Source organism: Micromonospora sp. NPDC047465, assembly GCF_040643125.1.
Classification (GTDB): domain Bacteria; phylum Actinomycetota; class Actinomycetes; order Mycobacteriales; family Micromonosporaceae; genus Micromonospora.
Map to the genome: position 1 here is coordinate 221,312 of NZ_JBEYTP010000002.1, position 18,465 is coordinate 239,776.

At 75.8% G+C, this 18,465-nt stretch carries 11 protein-coding genes and 1 pseudogene; 4 read left to right on the forward strand and 8 right to left on the reverse strand.

Features of this window, described 5'->3' with window-relative positions; all coding sequences use genetic code 11:
* Positions 1-57: 57 nt before the first annotated feature.
* Entirely contained in the window at positions 58-1,488 is a 1,431-nt protein-coding gene (lpdA, locus tag ABZ793_RS03345) for a dihydrolipoyl dehydrogenase (RefSeq protein WP_350707894.1), read from the reverse strand.
* A gap of 140 nt (positions 1,489-1,628) precedes the next feature.
* Between lpdA and ABZ793_RS03350 the strand changes: the two genes are divergently transcribed.
* Positions 1,629-1,958: a hypothetical protein gene (locus tag ABZ793_RS03350; RefSeq protein WP_357451159.1), complete on the forward strand. Its 330-nt coding sequence runs from the start codon at positions 1,629-1,631 to the stop codon at positions 1,956-1,958.
* Between the two features lie 72 nt (positions 1,959-2,030).
* Here the strand turns inward: ABZ793_RS03350 and ABZ793_RS03355 are convergent, their stop codons facing one another.
* Positions 2,031-3,602 (reverse strand): leucyl aminopeptidase, encoded by a 1,572-nt coding sequence (locus tag ABZ793_RS03355; RefSeq protein WP_357451162.1) that lies wholly within the window; start codon positions 3,600-3,602, stop codon positions 2,031-2,033.
* Positions 3,603-3,763: 161 nt separating this feature from the next.
* Here ABZ793_RS03355 and gcvT point away from each other — a divergent pair, with 161 nt between their 5' ends.
* Positions 3,764-4,906, forward strand: a complete 1,143-nt coding sequence (gene gcvT / locus ABZ793_RS03360; protein ID WP_357451165.1) for a glycine cleavage system aminomethyltransferase GcvT — start codon at positions 3,764-3,766, stop codon at positions 4,904-4,906.
* Between the two features lie 87 nt (positions 4,907-4,993).
* On the opposite strand, the gene ABZ793_RS03365 is transcribed toward gcvT, so the two are convergent.
* The 4 genes and pseudogenes from ABZ793_RS03365 to ABZ793_RS03380 form a co-directional block, all read right to left on the reverse strand.
* The gene (locus ABZ793_RS03365) at positions 4,994-6,289 is read right to left on the reverse strand and encodes a DUF2314 domain-containing protein (protein ID WP_357451168.1); all 1,296 of its coding nucleotides are present in this window, start codon (positions 6,287-6,289) and stop codon (positions 4,994-4,996) included.
* Positions 6,290-6,355: 66 nt separating this feature from the next.
* A complete protein-coding gene (cobS, locus tag ABZ793_RS03370; RefSeq protein WP_357451171.1) occupies positions 6,356-7,129 on the reverse strand; it encodes an adenosylcobinamide-GDP ribazoletransferase in 774 nt (257 codons plus the stop codon).
* The gene (locus tag ABZ793_RS03375; protein ID WP_357451175.1) at positions 7,119-9,032 is read right to left on the reverse strand and encodes a bifunctional adenosylcobinamide kinase/adenosylcobinamide-phosphate guanylyltransferase; all 1,914 of its coding nucleotides are present in this window, start codon (positions 9,030-9,032) and stop codon (positions 7,119-7,121) included. The genes cobS and ABZ793_RS03375 overlap by 11 nt, the downstream gene beginning before the upstream one ends.
* Positions 9,033-10,600: 1,568 nt before the next feature.
* Positions 10,601-11,392, reverse strand: a pseudogene (locus ABZ793_RS03380) (serine/threonine-protein kinase); the annotation flags it as partial.
* 160 nt (positions 11,393-11,552) lie between these two features.
* Here ABZ793_RS03380 and ABZ793_RS03385 point away from each other — a divergent pair.
* Both ABZ793_RS03385 and ABZ793_RS03390 read left to right on the forward strand, forming a co-directional pair.
* Positions 11,553-11,753: a hypothetical protein gene (locus tag ABZ793_RS03385; RefSeq protein ID WP_350707905.1), complete on the forward strand. Its 201-nt coding sequence runs from the start codon at positions 11,553-11,555 to the stop codon at positions 11,751-11,753.
* Positions 11,753-12,550 carry a site-2 protease family protein gene (locus ABZ793_RS03390; protein ID WP_357451178.1) on the forward strand — a complete coding sequence of 266 codons (798 nt, stop codon included), beginning with the start codon at positions 11,753-11,755 and terminating at the stop codon, positions 12,548-12,550. The genes ABZ793_RS03385 and ABZ793_RS03390 overlap by 1 nt, the downstream gene beginning before the upstream one ends.
* A 138-nt stretch (positions 12,551-12,688) precedes the next feature.
* On the opposite strand, the gene ABZ793_RS03395 is transcribed toward ABZ793_RS03390, so the two are convergent.
* Positions 12,689-13,687, reverse strand: coding sequence for an aldo/keto reductase family protein (locus tag ABZ793_RS03395; protein WP_357451181.1), 999 nt, complete (start codon positions 13,685-13,687; stop codon positions 12,689-12,691).
* Positions 13,688-13,733: 46 nt separating this feature from the next.
* Entirely contained in the window at positions 13,734-15,008 is a 1,275-nt protein-coding gene (locus ABZ793_RS03400) for a WG repeat-containing protein (RefSeq protein ID WP_357451184.1), read from the reverse strand.
* Positions 15,009-18,465: the final 3,457 nt, after the last annotated feature.

The window sequence follows — 18,465 nt, forward strand, 5'->3', positions numbered from 1 at the left end:
CTCCTTCATTCCCCTGGTGGGATCATCGCCCGTCGCCGGACGCCGCGGTTGTCGTGGTCAGGCGTGTGCGTGCAGCGGCTTGCCGGCGAGCGCCAGGTGCGCCTCGCCCAGGGCCTCGTTCTGCGTCGGGTGGGCGTGCACGAGCTGCGCCACCTCGGCCGGGTACGCCTCCCAGTTGTAGATGAGCTGCGCCTCGCCGACCATCTCGCCGACCCGGGCGCCGACCATGTGCACGCCGACGACGGGGCCGTCCTCCACCCGGACGAGCTTGACGAAGCCGGCCGTCTTGAGGATCTGGCTCTTGCCGTTGCCGCCCAGGTTGTAGTTGTAGCTCTTCACCTTGTCGGCGCCGTACTGCTCCTTGGCCTTCGCCTCGGTCAGGCCGACCGACGCCAGCTCCGGGTCGGAGTAGGTGACCCGCGGGATGCCGGCCTCGTCGATCACGGCCGGGTTCTGGCCGGCGATCTCCTCGGCGACGAAGATGCCCTGCTGGAAGCCGCGGTGGGCGAGCTGGAGGCCGGGCACGATGTCGCCGACCGCGTAGACGTTCGGCACGCTGGTGCGCAGCCGCTCGTCGGTCAGCACGTAGCCGCGGTCCATCTTGACGCCCTGCTCCTCGTAGCCGAGGCCGGCCGTGTTCGGGCCGCGGCCGACGGCGACCAGCAGCAGCTCCGCCTCGACGGTCTCGCCGCCGGCGATGGTCACCTTGACGCCGCTGTCGGTCTTCTCGACCTTCTCGAACGGCTTGCCGACCTTGAAGTTGATCTTCCGCTTGCGGAAGGCCCGCTCCAGCGCCTTCGACGACTCCTCGTCCTCGGCGGCGACCAGCCGGGGGAGCGCCTCGATGATCGTGACGTCGACCCCGAAGGACTTCCAGACGCTGGCGAACTCGACGCCGATCACGCCGCCGCCGAGCACGATCGCGGAGGACGGCACCCGGTCCAGGACCAGCGCGTGGTCGCTCGTGATGACCCGCTCGCCGTCGACCTCCAGGCCCGGCAGGCTCTTCGCGTACGAGCCGGAGGCCAGCACGACGTTGCGGCCGGTGTAGCGCTTGCCGTCGACCTCGACGACGTTGCTGCCGACCAGCTTGCCGTGGCCCTCGACGATGGTGATCGCCTTGTTGCCCTTGAGCATGCCCTGCAGGCCCTTGTACAGGCGGGAGACCACGCCGTCCTTGTACGAGTTGACCGCGGCCATGTCGATCCCGACCAGCTCGGCCTTCACGCCGAACTGCTCCGACTCGCGGGTCTGGTCGGCGATCTCGGCGGCGTGCAGCAGCGCCTTGGTCGGGATGCAGCCGTTGTGCAGGCAGGTCCCGCCGAGCTTGCCCTTCTCGACCAGCGCGACCGTCAGGCCCAGCTGGACGGCGCGCAGGGCGGTCGCGTAGCCGCCGCTGCCACCTCCGAGGATGACGATGTCGAAGGTTGCGTCATTCGGCTCGCTCACGTCCAACTCCCAGGTCGCGTCACTGCTTCGGGGGGTCACGGCGGGGGGCCACGGACACACCCCACCTCGGTCATCTTGTCACCACCGGACACAGGCCGCGTAGCGAGGTGCCCAACGACACGTCCGAGACACGTACGCTGGGCACTGCCTTCGATGACGGAGCCTGGGGGAGACGGCCGGTGGGACTGTTCCGACGACGCAAGAAGGCGCGCGCCGTGAGCCTGGACCGCGCCGCCGACCGCGCCGATCTGGACCATCTGGAGAACTTCGTCCGGAGTCGGCGCGGGGTCGAGGCGTACATCGAGCCCCGCACGACCGTGACCGAGACCACCGTCATGCTGATCGCCGACGACGGCGAGTGGACCCGCCGCCGCGTCGACGGCCCGGACGGCGCCCGCCGCTTCGCGTACCGGATGGGCATCCCCGTCTACGACGTCCGGCTGATGGGCTACCCGCAGCGGATGCGGGACTACAACGAGCGTCGCAAGCGCCGCCCCGAATTGTTCTGACCCGGCGGCCGCGCCGCCACGTGGAACGGCGGAGGGGCCCCTCGTGACGAGGGGCCCCTCTCCGTGCACACCTCAGCCGTTGGCGGCGACGTCCTCGACGAGCTGGACGAGCGTGCGGACCGGGACGCCGGTGCCGCCCTTGGTCCAGTAGCCGGTCGGCTCGCCCGAGTGGTAGCCCGGCCCGGCGATGTCGATGTGCGCCCAGGCCACGTCCTCGGTGACGAACTCGCGCAGGAACACCCCGCCCTGGAGCATGTGACCGGCCCGGTCCATGCCGGCGTTGACCTGCGAGATGTCGGCCACGTCGGAGTCCATGCCCTTGCGCACGTCGTCCGGCAGCGGCATCGGCCAGGCCGGCTCGCCGACGGCGTCGCCGGCGACCCGGACCCGCTCGCACAGCTCCGGGCTGCCCATCACGCCGGCGATCTTCTTGCCCAGCGCGATGACCTGCCCGCCGGTCAGGGTGGAGGTCTCGAAGAGGTAGTCGCAGCCGTCCTCGCAGGCCCGGGCCATGGCGTCGGCCAGGATCATCCGGCCCTCGGCGTCGGTGTTGAGCACCTCGACCTTCTTGCCGTTGTACATGCTGATCACGTCACCCGGCCGGTACGACCGCCCGGACGGCATGTTCTCCGCCATCGGCAGGTACGCGGTCACCGCCACCGACGGCTTGAGCGCGGCGATCGCCAGCATGGCGGCGCCCACCGCGGCGGCGCCCGCCATGTCGGACTTCATCTCCCACATGCCCTGCGCCGGCTTGATCGAGATGCCGCCGGTGTCGAAGGTGATGCCCTTGCCCACCAGCGCGACCCGCTTGCCGTTGCCGCCGCCGGCCGGCGTGTAGCTCAGCTTCACCATGCGCGGCGGGGCCTCCGAGCCCTGCCCGACGGCGATGATGCCGCCGTAGCCGCCGGCCGCCAGCGCGGCCTCGTCGAGGACCTCGACCTCGAGGCCGGCCTCGCGGGCGGCGTCCGCCACCGAGTCGGCGAAGGACGGCGGGCGCAGCTCGTTGGGGGCGGTGTTGACCCAGTCCCGGCTGCGCCGGACCGCGCCGCCGACCGCCTGGGCCCGGGCGATCTCGGCCTGGGCGCCGGCGTCACCGGCGTCCGGGACGGCCACCAGCACATCGGCCACCGGCTCCCGCCGGGCCGGCTGCGGCCGGGTCTTGTAGCCGGCGAACCGGTACCCGCCGAGCAGCGCCCCCTCCGCAACGGCCCGCAGCGCGGCCGGCGCGTCGGCGTCGTCCGGCAGCGGCAGGGCCAGCGCCACCCGCGGCGCGCCGGCGAGCGCCCGGACGGCCGCGCCGGCCGCCCGACGCAGGGTCTCCGGGGCCGGGGCGGCGCCGGTCGGCTCCGGGCCGAGCCCGACCGCGGCGACCACCGGGGCCGTCACGGTGCCCAGCGTGGCCAGCTTGATCACCTCGCCGGGGCCGCCGGTCGCGCCCAACAGGGCCAGCGTCTCGGTCAGCTTGCCGTCGAAGGCGGCGGCGATGCTCTCCGCGCCGCTGGCCAGCAGCAGGGTCCCGGCGGGGCCGCTGGTGGCGTCCTGCTCTCCGGTCTGGCTGTGCACGCCGATCACGATCGCGTCGACGGCGAGTTCGGCGGGGTCGGTGTCGACCAGGCTCAGGGTGGTGCTGGGCGATGTCACTGAAGCTACTCCGGGCGGGCCGGGCCGGTCGCGTCGTGGCGTACCGGCGATGAAGGTCTCCGGCGGAACGTACCCGTCGGAGGTCGGGGCTGTCCCGCCGACGGCTCCGGCGGGTCCCGCCGATGCTAACCAGCCGTTCAGACCCCGGTAAGTTCCCACCCATGACCGACGTGACCTCCGACGCCGCCGCGACCCGGCTGCGCCGTTCCCCCCTGCACGAGCGGCACACCGCTGCGGGCGCCAAGTTCGCCCCGTTCGGCGGCTGGGAGATGCCGCTGGAGTACGCCGGAGGCGGCGTGCTCAAGGAGCACACCGCGGTGCGGACCGGGGTCGGCGTCTTCGACGTCTCCCACCTGGGCAAGGCGCGGGTGACCGGGCCGGGCGCGGCGGAGTTCGTCAACGCCTGCCTCAGCAACGACCTCCGCCGTATCGGGCCGGGCCAGGCGCAGTACACGCTGTGCTGCGACGACGCCACCGGCGGCGTGGTGGACGACATCATCGCCTACCTGCACGCCGACGACCACGTCTTCCTCATCCCGAACGCGGCGAACACCGCCGAGGTGGTGCGCCGGCTCCGCGCCGCCGCGCCCGCCTCGGTCACGGTCACCGACGAGCACGAGGCGTACGCCGTCCTCGCCGTGCAGGGGCCGCGCTCGGCGGAGCTGCTCGGCGCGCTGGGCCTGCCGACCGACCACGGCTACATGAGCTTCTCCACCGCGACCCTGGACGTGGCGTCCGGGCCGGTCGAGCTGACCGTGTGCCGCACCGGCTACACCGGCGAGCTGGGCTTCGAGCTGGTGGTGCCGGCGGAGCACGCCGTCGCGGTCTGGGACGCGCTCTTCGCCGCCGGGGAGCCCTTCGAGCTGCGCGCCTGCGGGCTGGCCGCCCGGGACACCCTGCGCACCGAGATGGGGTACCCGCTGCACGGGCAGGACCTGTCGCTGGAGATCACCCCGGTGCAGGCCCGCTCCGGATGGGCGGTCGGCTGGGACAAGGCGGCCTTCTGGGGCCGCGACGCGCTGCTGGCCGAGAAGGCCGCCGGCCCGAGGCGTACGCTGCGCGGCCTCGCGGCCGTCGACCGGGCGATCCCGCGCCCCGGCATGGCCGTGTTCGTCGGCGACGGGCAGGTCGGCACGATCACCAGCGGCACGTTCTCCCCGACGAAGAAGCAGGGCATCGCCCTGGCGCTGCTGGACACCGCCGCGAGCCTCGCCGACGGCGACCTGGTCGAGGTCGACATCCGCGGTCGCCGCGCCCAGATGCGCGTCACCCGCCCCCCGTTCGTCACCCCTTCGGTGAAGTAACCCGCGACCCGTTGATCATGAAGTTCGCAACCGCCGGATCGGCGTGTCCCGGCGGCAACTTCATGATCAACGGGGTGGCTGGCGTGGTCAGACCGGGGGCGGGGGGCGTTCGCCGGCGTCCAGGACGGCCTGGGTCCAGCCGCCCTCGATGACGCCGGTGCCGTCGAGCACCGCCCAGTCGACCACGTCCGCCGCCTCCACCACGACGGGGGAGCCGATGCGCACGGTGGGGTCGGTGTTGGCGTCGCTGGCGCTCGCGCCGACGATCCGTTCCGCCGCGTCCCACGACGTCACCCCGGCCCAGACGTACTCCGGGCCGTCGTCGCCCGGCAGCCCGTACTTCACCACGAGCTGCGTCTCTGGCGGGAGCTGGCCGGCGAGGAACCGGGCCCGGACGGCGCCCAGCCCGGCGCGCGCGGTGGCGATCGCCCTGCTCATCGCGTCGCCCGGGCGGGCGTAGCGCACGTCCGGCTGGATGCCGGCGAAGAGGGTCGCGCAGGCGGCGGCGTAGTAGCGGCCGTCCGGCCCCGGGTGCCCGGCCGGCGGGCGCAGGCTGAGGAACGAGTCGGCGTCCGGGTCGGTGGCCGGGTCCAGCTCCAGCCGCAGCAGCACCGGCGCCGTCGCCCCGTGCTGCTCCGGATTGCCGTACGCCACCGCGATGTCGTGCCCGGTCACCGTGGCCAGCACCGGCAGCTGCACGAACGCGGGCACCTCCTCGCCGGAGAGCCCGTCGGTCCAGTCCCGCAGCAGCCGCCGCGCCGCGCCGGTCATCACCGCGCCCCACGCCCGGGTCAGGTGGTCCGGCACGCCCTGGGTCTGCAGCTCCAGCAGCCCGAAGCGGCGCAGCCCCTTCGTAGTGAACCAGAGGCCCTCGGCGTCCGAGGAGTAGGGCACCAGCACCCAGTCGACCAGCCGGATACGTCCCTGCTCGTCGGGCAGCGAGCGCAGCGCCGTCGCCGGGTCGAGGAACTGCAGGCCGAAGACGTCCACCACGTCGCCGTCAACGGTTTCGGCGACGGCCGCGGCCACCGCCCGCGCCGCCCACTCGTGGGCCGGCGGCCAGCCGGGGCGGTACTCGGCCTGCACCACCACCAGGTGGCTCGCGGCGGCCAGCCGGGCCAGCTGCGCCTCCGTGGCGCCGAACGCGGTGAGCAGGTCCGGCGGCAGCGCGGGGAACTCGCCGATCGGGCGGGTGTCCACGGTCATCAGCGGGCTGTCCAGCATCTGCCGGGCCAGCCCGTGCACCGGCTCGGCCAGCCGGCCGCTGAGCCGCTGCACGGCCGTCTTCGTGCTCACCTTCGGCAGCCCCGTCATGGGCACCAGATAGGTCGCGCTCAGCGACTCCGGGACCGGTACGGGCAGGAAGTCGTCCGTGATGAGCATGTCGTCCCCCGGATGGCCGCGCCGGTGCTGTCGTGGGAGAACGCTACCCGCCGCAGCGTGCCCCGTTCAGCCGGACAGCACCAGTCCTAGGTAGACCAGCGTGGTGACCACCTCCACGGTCGCGCCGAGCACGTCGCCCGTGACGCCGCCGAGTCGGCGTACCACGTGCCGCAGCAGCCCCACCGCGACGGCGAGGGCGGCGGCGACGGCGAGCGGCCCCTGCCACGGGCGGCCCGGCACGGCCGCGAGGGCCGGCAGCGCGACGGCGACCGTCCCGCCTACCAGCGCGACGGGCCCGACGGTGCCGGCGACCAGCGCGCCGAGCCCCTCCGGGCGGGCCGCCGGCACCCCGCGTCGGCAGGCCACCGCCACCCCGAGCCGGCCCGCCGCGGTCGCCGCCACCACCGCCGCGAGCGCCGCCGGCCACGACCGGCCGGCCAGCTCCGCGAGGGCCGCCGTCTGCACCAGGAGTACGACCACCAGCGCGACCACCCCGAACGGGCCCACGTCCGGCTTCTTCATGATCTCCAGCGCGGCCGCCCCCCGCCGGTACGACCCCAGGGCGTCCACGGTGTCGGCCAGCCCGTCCAGATGCAGCCCGCGGGTGAGCAGCGCGCCGGCGCCGACGGTCACGGCCGCCGCGACCAGCGGCGGCGCGAGCGCGCCCGGGAGCAGCAGGATCGCGGCCAGGACGGCGCCGAGCAGCGCGCCGACCGCCGGGGCGAGCGCCATCGCCGTCCCCGCCACCGGCCGGTCGATGCGCCCGGCGCGCACCGGCAGGGTGGTGAAGGTGGTCAGCGCCAGCCGCGCCCCGTCGGCGAGCCGCGACTCAGCCGGCACGCCGGCCGGACGGGTCCACCGGCTCCGTCTCCGTCTCCGGCTCCGTGCTGGTCGGCCCGGGGCCGGCCGGCTCCGGCTCGCGGAAGTCGGGCTCGTCGGTGTCGACACCGGGCTCCGGCTCCCCGTCCCCGTCGTCGTCGCCGTCCTCCCCGTCGCCGCCGGGCGACGGGCGGGCCGGCAGCGCGGCGGCCAGCGCCAGCACCGATCGCAGCAGCGGCAGCGCGGCCAGGGCGTTGGCGCCCTCGCCGAGGTCGAGGTGCACGTCGAGCAGCGGGGTCAGGCCCAGCACGTCGGCGGCGAGCCGGACGGCGGGATCCCCGCGGTGGTCGGCCAGCAGGCACCAGTGCCGGGCCTGCCCGGCCAGGTCACGGCTGACCATGGCGGCGGCCACGCCGACCGGCCCGTCGAGCATGACCGGCAGCCGGCGGGCGGTCGCGCCGAGCAGGACGCCGGTGGCCACGGCGACGTCCCCGCCGCCCAGCTCGGCCAGCACGTCCTTGGCGCCGCGCGGCGAGCGCCGGGTCCGGTGCAGCGCGTCCCGCACGGCGGCGCACCGCCGCATCCAGGCCGCGTCGTCGATCTCGCCCGAGTCGGTGACCACGCGGCCGAGCACCGCGGGCGTCTCGGCGCCGGCCGTCGCGGCCAGCACCGCCGCCGCGGCAGCCTCGGTGCCGGCGCCGCACGCCCCCAGCACCAGCAGGTGTACGCCCGCGTCGGCGGCCTCCTCGGCGAGCCGCCAGCCCTCCCGCAGGGCCGCCTCGACCTGCTCGCCGGTCAGCGCCGGCTCGTCCTCCATCGGTGCCGAGGCGGGGGTCTCCACGACCTGGAGGTCGGCGCCGCTCTCGGCGGCCAGCCGGGCCAGCACCCCCCTGCCGGCGCGGGCCTGCCGGGCCCGGCGCGCCGACTCGCCGTCCACGCTGCCGGCGGCGGCGCCGCCGAGGTGGTCGCCGTGCAGCAGCAGCACCCGTACGGAGCCCCACGGGGCCGGCGTGGCGGTGCCCTGGGTGGCGGCGGCGAACCCGACCACCCGCTCCAGGGCGCCCAGCCCCGCCCCGGGCACGTCCAGCGTGGCGAGCCGCTCGATCGCCTGCGGGCCGGCGTACTCGTCGGGCATGGGCAGTTCCATCCCGGGCTGGATGACCAGGCCGGTGGCGACCACCGGCAGCGCCATGGTCGGTGCGGCCCAGGCGGTGCCGTCGGGCTTGGCCGACGCGGGGGCGGGCACGCCTGCGGCGGGCTCCGCGGCGCCCAACGGGCCGCCGGCCGCGCCGGTGGCGGTCGTGGCGGCGGCCGGCGCACCCGTCGCGGTGAGCGGGGCCGGGCCGGGCTGGGCCGGCACGACGCCCGGCTGCGGGGCGCCGGGCTTCAGCCAGGCCGCCTGCCCGGCGACCACCAGCACGACCGCGTCGCAGGCGTCGGCGACCGCCCGGTTGGCCGCGCCGAGCGCGTCGGTGAACGCCCGGCCGAGCGGGGTGGTCGGCACCAGCGAGAGCCCGACCTCGGGGCTGACCAGCACCAGCCGGGCCGCGCAGCCGCGCACCGCCGCCGCCAGTTCGGCGACGGTGGCGGTGTCGTCGGCCGGTTGGTGGGCCGGGTCGAGCAGCACCGTCACCCAGCCGCCAAGGTCGTCGACGAGCAGCGTCTCGTTCGGGCCGGCGGCGGCGATCACGTCCGCCAGGCGGCGCGGGTCGTCGGCGGTCTCCTCGGTGGTCCAGGTCTCCGGTCGGCGGGCGCGGTGCGCCGCCAGCCGGGCCGCCCACTCCGCGTCGTCGGCGGGCGCGTCGGCGGCGGTGGCCACGTAGCGGACCGTCGGCGCCTCGGCGACCAGGGACTCGGCGAACTCCGACTTCCCGGACCGGATGCCGCCGAGCACCAGGACCGTGTTCCACCCGTCAACCGACATGCCCGTACTTTAGAGCCAGCCCCCGGGGCGTGGCCCCCGGAGGTGCGAGGAGCCGGCGGCCCCGGCGGGCGGGCGGCCGGCCAGCGGCCGGCGGGTGCGGTCAGCCGACGCGGGCCCGCCCACGGCGGGTGAGGCGCCGCGGGCCCCGCTCAGCCGCAGTGCTCGAAGCCGCTGCCGTAGCTGGCCCCGCCGGTCGACCCGCCCCACTTCACGCAGACCCCGGCGGCCTTCGCCCGCACCGGCCCGGCGTAGTAGGAGAACGACCCGCTGTCGGTGCTGCGTGCCCGCCCCTGCACCTCCAGCCACGCCGAGGCGGACGTGGGCGTGCCCACCGCCGACTCCTTCATCGTCACCACGCAGTTGGTGCCGGTGCCCGCGTGGTAGAGCAGGTAGACCCGGCCCTTGCGGACGCCCGAGGCGGTCAGCGAGGCCGAGTCGATCACCTTGTACCCGCTGCCGCACGCCTCGACCGGCGTGTACGGGTTCGGCTTCGCCGGCTGGCTGGTCGTCGGGGCGGAGCTGGGCCGCCCCGACGAGGTGACGGTCGGCTCGCCGCCGGTGGTGGGGGCCGAGGAGCGGCCGGGCGTCGACGAGGGCGCCCCGGGCGACGGGGCCGTCGACCGGGTGACGCCCGGCGACGGCTCGACCTGGAACTGCCCCGTGCCGTCGCCGCCCTCCGGCTCCGAAGTCCCCGCCGCCACGGACTTGCCGGTCAGCGTCGTTGGCGTGTTTCCGCCGGCCGGGTCCCCGCCGGAGAAGAGGGCCGTCGCCCCCACCACGCCGGCCAGCACCACGAACACGGTGGCCGCCGCGCCGATCAGCGCGGCCCTGCGCCGCGGCGACGGCCGCGCCTCGACCGGGTCCTCCCGGGTCGGCGGCAGCCCGCCCCACGTGTCGCCTCCGGCCGCCGGATGACCCGGGCGCCCGAACGGGGCCGCCCCGGCCGGCGGGCCGCTCGCGTGCCCGAACGGGGCCGCCCCGGCCGGCGGAGCGCTCGCGTGCCCGAGCGGGGCGGCTCCGGCCGGCGGGGCACTGGCCTGGCCGAACGGTCCGGCCCCGAACGGCAGCGGGCCGGCGGGCGGGAACGGTGGGTAGCCGGCCGACCCGGACGGCGCGGTTGGCGTACCGCCGGGGGTGCCGGACACCGGCACGGGCGGCGCCGGCGGGGGCCCGAAGGCGGGCGCCACCGGCGTGCCGGAGCCGGTCTCCGCAGGCGGCGCGAGCGGCCGATGCCCGGCGGGAGCGGCTGGCGGCGCGCCGAGACCGGTGCCCGGGGCCGCGAACGGATCGACGGCGGGGGTGCCCGGGCGGGGCCCGGCGGTGGGCGACGCGGGCGCGGCGGGGGCGCCCGGCCCGGCGTCACGCCAGGAGTTGCCGCCCGGGCCGGTTCCCGTGCCGGGGAGGGACGCGCCGCCCGGGTCGGTTCCCGCGCTGGGGAGAGAGCTGCCGCCCGGGTCGGTGCCCCCGCCGGCCAGGGACGCGAGCGCGGCGGGAGCCGGCCCGGCGACGGCCCACGGCGGGCGGGCGGAGGCCGGGACGACGGCCAGCGTCGCGTCCCGCGCCTCGGCCGCGGCGTCGGCGAGCGCCGCCGCGTCCGGGTACCGGTCGCCGGGGCGCTTGGCCATCGCCCGCTCCACCAGCGCGACCACCGGCGGCGGGGTGCCGGGCGGCAGCGGCGGCGGCTCCTCCTGGACGTGCCGCAGCGCCACCTGGAGCGGGTTGTCGCCGTCGAACGGCGGCTGCCCCGCCAGGCAGACGTACGCCACCGCGCCGAGCGCGTAGATGTCCGTCGCCGGGGAGACCGGCTGGTTCGCGGCCTGCTCGGGGGACATGTACGAGGCGGTGCCGAGCATCACGTTGGCGGCGGTGATGCCCGCCGTGGTGCCCGAGCGGGCGATGCCGAAGTCCACCAGCACCACCCGGCCGTCGGACTTCACCAGCAGGTTGCCCGGCTTCACGTCCCGGTGCACGATGCCGGCGAGATGGGCCGTGTGCAGCGCGTCGGCGGCCTGCGCCACCACGGACATGGTGGACGCCGGGTCGAGCCGCCCCGCCCGCCGTAGCCAGGAACTCAGCGGCTGGCCGTCGACGTACTCCATCACCAGGTAGTCGGCCTGGCTGCCGTCGGCGAGGGTGGACCGGCCGACGTCGTGCACGGCGACCACGCCCGGGTGACGCAGCGCCGCCAGCATCCGGGCCTCGGCCCGGAACCGGGCGGTGAACTCGGGATCGGCGGTCAGCGCCGGCAGCAGCACCTTCACCGCGACCTCGCGCTCCAGCATGATGTCGGTGCACCGCCAGACCGCGCCCATGCCGCCGGTCGCCACCCGTTCGCCCAGCCGGTACCGCTCGCTGAGCACCACTCCTTGAGTCAGCACCGGGCCACGGTACCGGCACGTCGCCGCCGGATGATCAGCCCGTCGGAGCCCCGGCCGCCGAGCGTCGCGCCCGTACGGGCGCGGCCGACTACGCTGGCGGGGGTTCGTCCCACGGGACATCAGCGGCGAGGGGAGACGCGGCATGGCGTGGAGCTGGCGGTACGAGGGCACGAACGGCGAGTCGGTCGAGGGGCCGGCGGAGTCGTTCGGCAGTCAGGCGGACGCCGAGTCCTGGATCGGCCAGACCTGGCGCGAGCTCGCGGCGTCCGGCGTCACCTCGGTCGCGCTCGTCGAGGACGACCGGGTGGAATACCGGATGAGCCTGCTGCCCCCGGCGGAGTGATGGCCGGCGACCGCCCGGGGGGCGAGCCGCTGGTGCTCGGCGTGCCCCGGGCGGCGTTCCGGCCCAGCCCGGTCTTCCTGGCCCTGGTCGCGCTCTTCGCCACGAGTGGCGTGCTGACCTGGCACGGGTTCGGCAACGTGCGGCTCGACGTGTTCCTCTTCGTCGTGTCCGGCTGGTTGGTGTCGCTCTGCCTGCACGAGTACGCCCACGCGATCGTCGCGTTCCGGGCCGGCGACCGCAGCGTGGCCCACCGGGGCTACCTGACGCTGAACCCGCTGAAGTACAGCCACCCGCTGCTGTCGATCGGGCTGCCGGTGCTGGTGGTGCTGCTCGGCGGCATCGGCCTGCCCGGCGGGGCGGTCTGGGTGGACCGGCACGCCATCCCGGGGCGGCTGCGGCACACGCTGGTCAGCCTCGCGGGCCCGGCCACCAACGTGCTGTTCACGCTGGTCCTGGTGGCCGCCGTACGCCTCGGCGCGGCCGGCGGCGGCCCGGTCGAGTTCTGGGCGGGCGTGGCGTTGCTGGCGTTCCTCCAGCTCACCGCGAGCGTGCTCAACCTGCTCCCGGTGCCCGGCCTCGACGGCGGCAACATGATCCAGCCGTGGCTGAACGCGCAGTGGCGCAAGATGTACGACCTGTTCGCCCCGTTCGGCTTCATCCTGCTGTTCGCGCTGCTGTGGAACCCGCGGATCAGCGGCTGGTTCTTCGGGGCGGTCTTCGCCGTGGGGGACGTCCTCGGCCTGCCGCAGTGGCTCTACGCACTCGGCCTGGACCTGATCCGCTTCTGGCAGAGCTGACCGGCGCGTCGCACCCGGCGGCCGTCGCCCGGCGTTGGCCGGCGCGTCGCACCCGGCCCAGCGCTGCCCGACCCGCCGTCGACCGGCGCTGCCCGACCCCGGCCGGTCCCCTTCGTGGGGGCCGGCCGGGGCGGGGTGTCACGGACGCTGGGCGGGGGACTCGGTCCGGGACGGGTCGCGCTCGACGATCGGGTCGATGATCTCGTCGATCGCCTTGAGCAGGCCGGCGTCGAGCTTCACACCGGCGGCCTTGACGTTGTCGTGCACCTGCTCGGGGCGGGACGCGCCGACGATCGCCGAGGAGACGTTCGGGTTCTGCAGCACCCAGGCGATGGCGAGCTGCGCCATGCTCAGGCCCGCCTGCTCGGCCAGCGGCTTGAGCCGCTGCACCCGCGTCAGCACGTCGTCGGTCATGAACTTGGCGATGAAGCCCGCGCCCGACTTCTCGTCGGTGGCGCGGGAGCCGGCCGGCGGCGGCTGACCCGGCAGGTACTTGCCGGAGAGCACGCCCTGCGCGATCGGCGACCACACGATCTGCCCGACGCCCAGCTCCTCGCTGGTGGGGACGACCTCGGACTCGATGACCCGCCAGAGCATCGAGTACTGCGGCTGGTTGGAGACCAGCGGGATGCGCAGCTCCCGGGCGAGCTGGTGGGCCTCGCGGATCTGCGACGCCTTCCACTCGGAGACGCCGATGTAGAGCGCCTTGCCGGAGTGCACGACGTCGGCGAACGCCTCCATCGTCTCCTCCAGCGGGGTGCTGTAGTCGTACCGGTGGGCCTGGTAGAGGTCCACGTAGTCGGTGCGGAGCCGGCGCAGCGAGCCGTCGATCGACTCCATGATGTGCTTGCGGGACAGGCCCCGGTCGTTGCGGCCCGGCCCCGTGGGCCAGAACACCTTGGTGAAGATCTCCAGCCCCTCGCGCCGCTCGTTCTCCAGCGCGCGTCCCAGCACGTCCTCGGCGCGGGTGCCCGCGTACACGTCGGCCGTGTCGAAGGTGGTGATGCCGGCGTCCAGGGCGGCCCGGACGCAGGCGAACGCCGCGTCCTCCTCGACCTGCGAGCCGTGGGTGATCCAGTTGCCGTACGAGATCTCGCTGACCATCAGGCCGGAACGGCCCAGGTGACGGAATTCCATGCTCACGACCCTACTCCTGCCGATCATGACCGGCCGGGGACGCGGCTCAGAGCACCGGGTGGGTGTCGACGAGCAGCCGCTCGATCTCGGCGACGACCTCGTCGCGGTCGCGGTGCACCGGCTCGATCAGCGGCTCGCCCCGCCGGTCGAGCGCACCCCAGTGCCCGGTGCCGTCGTCGACCAGGAACGCGACGGGGTGGATGACCAGCGCCGGATGGGCGGGCGGGACCAGCACCTTCCCGGTACGGTCCACCACGCCCCGCCGGCCGGCCACGTCCACCACGGCCAGCCCCTCGTCGGTGAAACCGTCGACGTACCGGCCGTCGGCCAGCACCGTGGCGAATTCGTGGTACCGGGTGGGCACCACGATGCGGCCGTTGCGGTCGACCGCCCCCCAACCCTCCCGGCGGACCACCGCCACGCCGTGGTGGAACGGGCGTACGTCCGCGAAGCCGTGCGGCACGACCACCTCGCCGACGGCGTCGATCGCCACCCACCCGGAGGCGCCGTCCGACACCCAGGCCAGCCCGTCGCTGAACGGCCGGACCACCGGGTAGGTCGGCCCGAGCACGGTGGCGCCGGCGAGGTCGACCAGCGACCACCGCTCCGTCTCCGGCCGCCGTACCCAGGCCAGCCCCTCGCGGAACGCCTGCGCCTCGGCGTACTCGGCCGCGATGGCCATGTCGCCGTCCGGGTCGGCGAAACCCCACAGGTCGCCGTCGCGCGCCGGCACCGGGGGCCGGTCACGCTCCAGCACCTCGTCCCGACTCCGGGGGTACGGCCCGAAGCCCGTCTCCGCCACCCGCTCCGCCACCGAGTCCAGGCTGAGCCGGATCCGTGCCTGGAGTTCGGGGTCCCCGTCGCCGCGCAGGTCGAGGGCCCGCTCGAAGTGGTGGCACGCCTCCATCAACCGGCCCTGGTCGTAGCACGACCGCCCCGCGTGCTCGTGCAGCGCCGCGCGCAGCCGGTCGGGCAGCTCCGTCGAGTTGGCCTCGGCGAAGAGCCGGTCGGCCTCCACGAACTCGCCCCGCCAGCGCAGCACGTGCGCCAGCCGTGCCTGCGCGACCGCCGTACGCCGCAACTCCCCGGTCGCCTCCGCGTACGTGAGTGCTAGCCGACCGTCGGCGAGCGCGTCGTCCAGCTCGCCGAGCAGCCGCGAGACCACCGCCCGCAAACTCAGCAGCCGGGCGCGCGACCGGTTGTCCACGGCGGCGCCCAGCTTCTCGGTGAGCCGTCGGCGGATCGTCCGGAACTCCTCCGGCGCCTCCACCACCTCGCGCAGGGTCTCCGGGTCGAGCCGCCAGCGGTAGGCCGCCAGCACCTGCTCCGGGTCGCCCTGCGCGGCACTCGTCCGGTCGACGTCCCGCGATCCCGGGCCGCGCTGCCCTGGGCCACGTTGCTCGGGGCCGCGTTGTTCGGGGCCGCGTTGCTCGGGGCTGCGTTGTTCGGGGCCACGTTGCTCGGGGCTGCGTTGTTCTGGGCCACGTTGTTCGGGGCCACGTTGTTCGGGGCCGCGTTGTTCTGGGCCGCGCTGCTCTGGGCCGCGCTGCTCCTGGGCGCGTTCGTGCCGTTCACCGGCAGTCGACGGACCCTGCCCGACCGGCGTCGATGCGGCCGGCGCGGACGCTGCGGACGCCGGCTGTGCCGACGGCGCCGAGACGGGCGGCGCTGACACCGGCTGTCCGGGCGCCGCTGAGACGGGCGCCGCCGACACCGGCTGTCCGGGCGCTGCCGAGACGGGCGCTGCCGAGATGGGCGGCGCTGACACCGGCTGTCCGGGCGCTGCCGAGACGGGCGCTGCCGAGATGGGCGGTGTCGGGACGGGCGGCGCTGGGGAGGCGACAGCCGGTGCCAGCGGTTCGGCTTGTGCAGCTGGCGGCACCGAGACGGGTGATTCGGGCTCGGTGAGGGCCGGCGTCAGCGGTCCGGCTTGTGCTGGCGCTACCGAAACGGGCGGTACCGGCTCGGTGGCGGAAGGAGCCAGCGGTTCGGCAACGGTCGGCGCGGGTGACGCTGGCACCGGTTGCGCCGGCGGTGTGGGCGCTGGCATCGGTTGCGCCGGCGGCGCGGAGACAGGCGGCGCGGCTGACTCGGAGACGGGCAGCGCGGATGCCGGTTGCGCCGGTGACATGGGGAGGGGCGATGCCGGCGGCGCGTCGGCAGGCGGTGCTGGCGGCGCGGGTACCCCCTGTCCCGGCGGCGCGACATCGGGGACGCCTGGTGGCACTGCCGGTGCTTCGGAGGGTGGCGCGGTGACCGGCTGAGCCGGCGTCGGCGGCGTGCTGCCGGTGGTTGTGGCGGCGGGTCGGGTCGGCGGGGCCGACACGGGCGCGACGGGCGGAGTGGGCAGGGCCTGCGCCAAAGGCGCGGCGACTGGTGCGTCGGCCGGCGCAGCAACGGACGCGGAACTGTCCTCCGGGTGGTCTTCGGGCACCGGGGTGTGCCCTTCGGGTGGCGCGGGCAAGGGCCCGTCCACCGGCAAGGCGGGGAAGGTCGCCGGAGCCGGCAAGACACCCCTGGCCGCCGCACCCGTGACGGGCGGCACGGGTGGGGCCTGTGCCGGGGCCGCGAGGGGCGGCACGGGTGCGGCCTGTGTCGGGGTCGCGAGGGGCGGCACGGAAGCAGCCTGTACCGGGGTCGCAGCGGGCGGCGTGGACACGGGCCGCGCCGTGGGCGAGGCGGCGGGCCCCGCCGGGGGCGCGGACACGGGCCGGGCGGGTGGCCCGGGAATCAGCGTGGCCGAGGCCGGCACCGCCGCCGATGGAACGGCGTCAGGCGCGCTGCTCACAGCCGCCGTTCCAGGGCCGAAGTCGTTCGGGGACCCGTCGACCGGTCGCGCGGGAGGAACCGTTCCGGTTGCCCCGCTCAGCGGTGCGGTTGCCCGCATTGCCGTGTCTGGCGGCGGTGCGGACGCTGAGCGTGGATCGGTCGCGTCGAGTGGAACGCCATGGGTGTCAAAACCCTTCGGTGACAGCCATGGTGTTCCACCGGTGGGCCCAGCCGTGGTCGCGGCGTCGGTGTCGGGGGTGCGCAAAGGCGCAACGCCCGTTGCGGGCGGTGGGGCAGAAGCGCCTGGGGCAGGCGCCGACACGGTCTGTGCCAGGTTCTCGGGCCTGGACTGGCCGGTCTGAAGACCGTCAAGCGCGACTGGGGCAGGAGCGACGTGCTCCCTTGGCACCGGATCCGACGCGGCAGGCGGTGCCGACTCCGGCGAGGCCGGGGACACGAGCTCCGCCCGGGTTGATGGTGTCGACTCCGGCGGCGCTGCGGGCGTCGCCTCCGACCGGGCGGGCGGTGCCGACTCCGACGGGACCGGGGGTGCCGACTCCGGCCCGGCGGGTGATGCCGACACGTGCGGGGCAGGGGGCATGGAGACAGGGCGGGGGACAGGTGGTCCGGAGACAGGGCGTGCCGGTGCGGAGGCGAGGTGGGGCTTCGCCGGCTCCGATCGTGTGGCGGCCGGGTGACTCGGGGGAGCCGGGTCGCCCGCCGCAGGGGTCGTCGGGGCGGGTGTCGTGGGCGGCACGGATACCGGTCCGGCAGGCGGACCGGAGGCAGGCGGCGAGGACACGGGCGAGGTGACCGACAGGGCGGCCGTCGACGAGGTCCCCGGCGAGGCCGGTGCGGGTGTCACCGGATCGGTCCCAGCCGCCCCGTCGAGGTGGTCGTGGGTGGGCTCGGGCGATAGGAGGTCGTCCTGGACGGGCTTCGGGAGCGCCGCGTCGACCGGAGGTGTCGACATGGCGCTCGGGGACGCGTCGGCCGGGGCAGCGGGGCGGGGGTCCGCCTCCGCGGGACGGCCGTCGTCCGTCTCTGCGGCAGGCATCACGGGCTTGGAGGGCCGGAACCAGGCGTCCGCGCCGCTCGGCGCGGCCGGCTGGGGTCGGGGCGGGGCCGCCGGTGCCGGCGGATCGCTCGGTGGCGGCGGATCGCTCGGTGGCGGCGGAACGTACGCCCTGGGCATGCCCGCTGCGAGCGGCATCGCGGCCGCTGGCGTCGCCGACGGAACCGCTGGCGTGGTCGGCGCACCCCTGTCCTCGGGAGCGGGGCGCGGACCGGCCGGGTGGGCACTCGCCGGACGGTCGGCCGGCGGCGTGGTGGCCGGGGGTCCGAGCACGGGTTCGGCGCCGCGAAGTTCGGTACCGAGGCCCTGCTGCGGTGTGGGCGCGTACGGGTGGGTCGGCGGGACCGACTCGGGGCGCGCCGGGGCCGGCCCGGAGGACCCGGTGCTGGACGTGGCCTCCCCCGGGGCCGGCAGGAACTCCAGCCGCAGTCGGGCGGCGGGCGGCGTCGGGACCGGCGTGACGTCGTCCTCGGGAGCAGGTCGCGGCACATGGCCGGTCGCCTGGAACTGCTCCTCGACGGCGGGCAGCGGGGGCCGAGAACCAGCAGCCGGTGGCTCGCCGATCGGACCCCCCGGCGACACCGGCCGGCTGGCGGGCGGGCCTGCCGGGGAGATCGGTCGGCTGGCGGGCGGGCCTGCCGGGGAGATCGGTCGGCTGGTGGTCGGGCCTTCGGGTGACACCGGCCGGCTGGTGGTCGGGCCTTCGGGTGACACCGGCCGGCTGGTGACCGGAGCTGCGGGTGACACCGGGTGGCCGGCGGCCGGGCCTGCTGGCGTAACCGCGTCACCCCGGAACGAACCGGCGGGCGACACCGGTCGGCTGGTAACCGGGCCTGCCGGCGACATCGGGCCTGCCGGCGACATCGGGGCTGTCGGCGGCACCGGGCGGCCGGCAACCGAACCTGCTGGCGATAGCGCGTCACCCCTGACCGGT

Excerpts from the sequence above, each read along its gene's own strand:
- gcvT (WP_357451165.1), top strand. The coding sequence starts at position 3,764 with ATGACCGACGTGACCTCCGACGCCGCCGCGACCCGGCTGCGCCGTTCC.
- ABZ793_RS03365 (WP_357451168.1), bottom strand. The coding sequence starts at position 6,289 with ATGCTCATCACGGACGACTTCCTGCCCGTACCGGTCCCGGAGTCGCTG.
- ABZ793_RS03375 (WP_357451175.1), bottom strand. The coding sequence starts at position 9,032 with ATGTCGGTTGACGGGTGGAACACGGTCCTGGTGCTCGGCGGCATCCGG.
- ABZ793_RS03385 (WP_350707905.1), top strand. The coding sequence starts at position 11,553 with ATGGCGTGGAGCTGGCGGTACGAGGGCACGAACGGCGAGTCGGTCGAG.
- ABZ793_RS03390 (WP_357451178.1), top strand. The coding sequence starts at position 11,753 with ATGGCCGGCGACCGCCCGGGGGGCGAGCCGCTGGTGCTCGGCGTGCCC.
- ABZ793_RS03395 (WP_357451181.1), bottom strand. The coding sequence starts at position 13,687 with ATGGAATTCCGTCACCTGGGCCGTTCCGGCCTGATGGTCAGCGAGATC.